Origin of the sequence: Proteiniclasticum sp. C24MP (assembly GCF_043951855.1) — a bacterium.
In the GTDB taxonomy this organism is placed as follows: domain Bacteria; phylum Bacillota; class Clostridia; order Clostridiales; family Clostridiaceae; genus Proteiniclasticum.
This window is the reverse complement of record NZ_JBINJW010000047.1, coordinates 1-4,580: the sequence shown is the minus strand read 5'-3', so window position 1 is coordinate 4,580 and position 4,580 is coordinate 1. Positions and strand designations below refer to the sequence as shown.

The 4,580-nt window shown below is 44.6% G+C and carries 4 protein-coding genes; 2 read left to right on the top strand and 2 right to left on the bottom strand.

Annotated elements, in window-relative coordinates; genetic code table 11:
• Positions 1-181 precede the first annotated feature (181 nt).
• Together ACHAL6_RS15285 and ACHAL6_RS15280 are read left to right on the top strand one after the other, a co-directional pair.
• Positions 182-1,618: a DEAD/DEAH box helicase gene (locus tag ACHAL6_RS15285; RefSeq protein ID WP_395271518.1), complete on the top strand. Its 1,437-nt coding sequence runs from the start codon at positions 182-184 to the stop codon at positions 1,616-1,618.
• Between the two features lie 168 nt (positions 1,619-1,786).
• Complete coding sequence (locus tag ACHAL6_RS15280) at positions 1,787-2,269, top strand: hypothetical protein (protein WP_395271517.1); 483 nt, start codon at positions 1,787-1,789, stop codon at positions 2,267-2,269.
• A gap of 64 nt (positions 2,270-2,333) precedes the next feature.
• On the opposite strand, the gene ade is transcribed toward ACHAL6_RS15280, so the two are convergent.
• Both ade and ACHAL6_RS15270 read right to left on the bottom strand, forming a co-directional pair.
• Positions 2,334-4,088, bottom strand: a complete 1,755-nt coding sequence (gene ade / locus ACHAL6_RS15275) for an adenine deaminase (RefSeq protein ID WP_395271516.1) — start codon at positions 4,086-4,088, stop codon at positions 2,334-2,336.
• A 156-nt stretch (positions 4,089-4,244) separates the two neighbouring features.
• Positions 4,245-4,580: RNA-guided endonuclease InsQ/TnpB family protein (locus ACHAL6_RS15270; protein WP_395271515.1), on the bottom strand; the 336-nt coding region annotated here is incomplete at its 5' end.

Here is a 4,580-nt window from a genome sequence, read left to right as displayed (position 1 = left end):
TAATTCTGGATTTCATTTGCAACTGAATGGTTCTTAGCATATAATAAGTAGAAACATTGCGCCCGATTAGATTGGAAAAAGTGAAGGTAGTTCTCACGTTTGGTGAGATATTTTTTTGCAGCAAAAACAGGCTGTGTAGAAAGAAGAAGAAAATCAGGGCCGCAGAAAACAAGGAGAGTATATGAGTAAAAAATTTACAAGTCTCAATATAGACAGTGAAATCCTGAAAGCCATTGAAAGTCTGGGATTCAGAGAACTGACAGAAATACAGGAGAAGGTTGGTCCACTGGCCATGGCAGGAGAAAACATACTGGGTTCCTCTTCCACTGGAAGCGGAAAGACCATCGCTTTTCTCATGCCCATTCTGGAAAGGACTTCCTGGGAGGAATCCAATGCCAACACCCTGATTCTGGCGCCATCCAGAGAACTGGCACTGCAGATCAAAAATGAGTATGATACCCTGGGAAGATACAAGAAGCTGTCCTGCGTTGCGGTATTCGGAAAGCAGCCCTTCCAGGAGCAGATCAGTGCCATGAAAAACAGACATCAGGCCATCAGCGGAACGCCAGGAAGAGTGCTGGACCACATCAAGAGAGGAACCATTGATGTATCCTCCATAGAGAATCTCATCATAGATGAAGTGGATGAGCTTCTGGACCGGGGCTTCACAGACGAGGTCATGGAGATCGTGCGGCATCTGAAGAAAGTGAAGCAGACCATGATGTTTTCCGCCACCATTACAGAGAGCGTAAGAGAACTGGCATCAAAAATCACGCCGGATTTCAGAATCGTTGAAGCCGCCAAAGATGAAGAACTGAATATTGAAGCACTTCATTATGAGCTGGACGTGAAGGACAAGTGGAAAGCCCTGCTTTCGGTCATATACGGCAGAAAGCCGCAGGGCATGATCATCTTCGTCAATACGAAGGATGAATGCGACAGACTTCAGAAAAGGCTGGAAGGGGCCAATATCGATGCTCTGAAAATCCATGGAGGAATGATGCAGGAAGACAGGCTGAAGGCCATGGAAAGATTCAAGAACAAGGAGATTCCCTATATGGTGGCAACGGATGTGGCCTCCAGAGGAATTGATGTATCGGATCTGGATATTTCATTAAGCTACGATTTTCCTGTGGAAAAGGAAAGCTACGTTCATCGTAAGGGAAGAACAGGAAGAAACTTCAAAAAAGGGCTGGCCATCTATTTCATCACGGAATATGACATGAGAAAGGTTTCCGAAGTGGAACAGTATATCGGATCTTCACTGGGGGAACTTTCGCATATGGACTATGAGCCTTACAGAAGCGGAAAAGACGGATTCAGAGAGTTTCAGAAGAACCTGAGAAGAAACAGACCGAAAAAGAAAATCACCCATACAGACATCACGAAAATCTACATCAATGGTGGGAAGAAAAAGAAGATCAGACCCCTTGATATCGTAGGGACACTGAATGCCATTGATGGAATAGAACCGGAGGATATCGGCATCATCAAAGTGCTGGAACAGGGCTCCTATATCGACATCATGAACGGAAAAGGGGAAATTGCGGTAAAGGGACTGTCTGAAAGAAAAATCAAAGGAAAAAGTCTCAGAGTGGAAAAAGCGAAAAAAGAATAGGTATAAGGTGTATGGTTTTTCCATACACTTTTATTATATGATCTCTACCTGGAAAATACCTGCAATAGTTTTACATATTGTTTGCTTAAAGTTATTAAAGGAAACACTGAATTATGTTATACTAAGTATAAGAATTTTTAGAAAATTATAATACTTGGGGTGAAAAGGATGGAAGTCAAAGATAACGAAAGAAGAGAATTGCTTGAAGAAAAAATGAAAATCGAGATTGCATCATTAAGGCGTCTGCTTAAGAATCATAATGAGTTTTTTAATTTCGTGAACCTGCATGACGGCTGGTATCGCTGGGTAACAGGGAAGTACTCTGTCACCAGTATAGACAGCATGGGTGAAACACTGATCAAATATCTCTGTGAGTTCTGCAATGAGTATAATCTGCTCAGCCAGGGCTATATGAGTGCCGACCGGGTGCTAGCACTGGATTATAAAGGGGTTCACATACTCTTTCGAAAACTCGATGGGAAAGAGGATTTTTCAGCTGTCTCCATGATTGATGACAAGCATAATTTTAAAGTAGTCAGCTGGGAGAAATTATACAAGTACATGGAAAATGAACTGAAAATCCTGCTGGCTGAAGAAAAAAGCCTGCCCGAAAATGAACCTGTAGAAGACAAGACCTACATCAAAGAATAGATAACTCAGAAAGTAAGCCAGGAAAAGCAGCATAACTGCTTTTCCTGGCTTATTTCATGTTCAATCAGATCCTTTTCTCGGACAGGACTTCATCGATGCCTATGAATCTGCCTTCCGTCATATGGTAGAGTCCCTGATCCGTGATCTTCAGCTGAGGAATCACAGGTAAGGTCAGAAAGGAAAGAGTGAGGAAGGGGTTGAACACGATATCCTGAAAAATGAGGGTGGAAGCCTCGTGAAGTTTTTTCAGGTTTTCGCTGATTCTTTCCAGAGGTTCACTGGACATGAGTCCTGCGATATCAAGCTTCAGCTCCGCCAGTATTTTTCCCTCATCGGCAATGACGATTCCACCACCGATTTCTTCGATTCTCTTCACAGCAAGTATCAGGTCATCCTCATTCATACCCAGCGCCACCAGATTGTGAGAATCATGAGCGATGGTTGTAGCCACTGCACCTTTCTGCATATGGAAGCCCTTGGCGATTCCCTTGCCCAGACTGCCGTTTCTCCCATGTCTTTCAATGACATAGAGTCTGGCCAGATCTGAAGAAGGATCCGCTTTGAAATCCAGGCCGATTTTATGCTTCATGGTAAGATGATTGGTCAGAAGACTGTTCGGCAGAACTTCAATGAGATGGAGCACACCGGTGGAGGAACGGATGGTAAGCTGCTCTTTTGCCAATTCAGGTAGGCGGATGGTATTTTTCGGTTCAGGAAGGTTACTTTCAGGGTACGCATACACCAGTTTATCCTTGTCCCATATGAGATTTCCGTTTTTGTAGACAGACCTTATGGTGAACGCTTCGAGATCATCCAGAATCACAAGATCGGCTTCATATCCTGGTGCCACAGCTCCTTTTCTTATCAGTCCGTAGCATTCAGCCGCATTGAGCGTAGCGATTCTCATAGCATCAATGGGATCGAGACGGTTTCTCATAGCCTTTCTCACCATGGCATCAATGCTTCCGTGATCATAAAGATCATCCACATAGATGTCATCCGTGCAGAAGGTGAACCTTCGGTGATTGTTCTTATTTACAAGAGGGATGATGGCATCAAAATTCTTCGCGACGGATCCTTCTCGGATGTGCACATAGAAGCCTTTCTTCAGACGGTCTTTAGCTTCTTCCAGTGTGGTGCATTCGTGATCCGTTCGGATTCCAGCAGTGCGATAAATGTTGTTGTCCATGAAAGACAAGCCGGAACCGTGTCCATCGATGGTTTTATGATGTTTCTGTGCATCCAGAAGTTTTTCCATCATGTCATCTGCAGTTTCTCTTACAGAGGGAAGATCCATGACTTCGGCAAGGCCGCTCACTCGCTCCTGATCATAGAAAGGAGCCAGATCTCCTGCAGAAAGCACTGCACCGGATGTTTCATGTCTTGTGGCTGGTACACAGGATGGAAGCATCATCTGAAAATCCACTGGGAGGTTCTCTGATGCGTCCAGCATATAGGTGAGCCCTTCCGTGCCCAGCACATTCCCGATTTCATGGGGATCCATGATTACCGTTGTGATTCCGTGCTTTACAGCCGCCTTTGAAAATTCCTTTGGGGTGGCCAGTGTGGATTCTATATGGATATGGGAGTCTATAAGACCAGGCGCTACGTAGGCTCCCTGAAGATCCACTTCTATGGTTCCGAGATACTCATTTCCGAACCCTACAATCATGCCGTTTTTCACGGCGATGGATTCATTCAGCACTTCTCCGCTGAAGACGTCCAGAATCTTTCCGTTCTTCAGAATCAGGTCGCAGGGCGTTTTTCCACTGGCGCCATCTATCAGGGATTTAAGCATTTCCTTATTCAAATGATTCATCTGCTACTCAAAATATGGACAAATATCCATATCGAGACTTTTACTGCTTCTTCCTGTATGCTTTCGCCTCAGTTTCCTGAGCTTCTACTCACAAGTTCCTGTACAGTCCACAGTCGTAAATTCCCGACTAGCCATCGGTACACATCTACAATAGCATTACAGTGCTACCGTGTAGACTTTCGCATTCAGAAGATTTATGCTGGCATTCCTGTCCCTGTCTATGACGAAGCCGCACGCATCGCATCTGTAGGTTCTATCAGATAACTTCAGATCCTTTCTGATGGAACCACATTCCGAGCACAGCCTGCTTGAGGGATACCACCTGTCAGCAATTCTTAACTCTATCCCGTTCCTCCTGCACTTGTCAGCAAGTTTCAGCCTGAAGGAATAGAAGTTCTGGCCTTGTACAGCCTTCGCTAAATGCCTGTTCTTCATCATGCCCTTCACGTTCAGGTCTTCCATGGTGATAAAACTTGGTTTTTGCCTGATCAT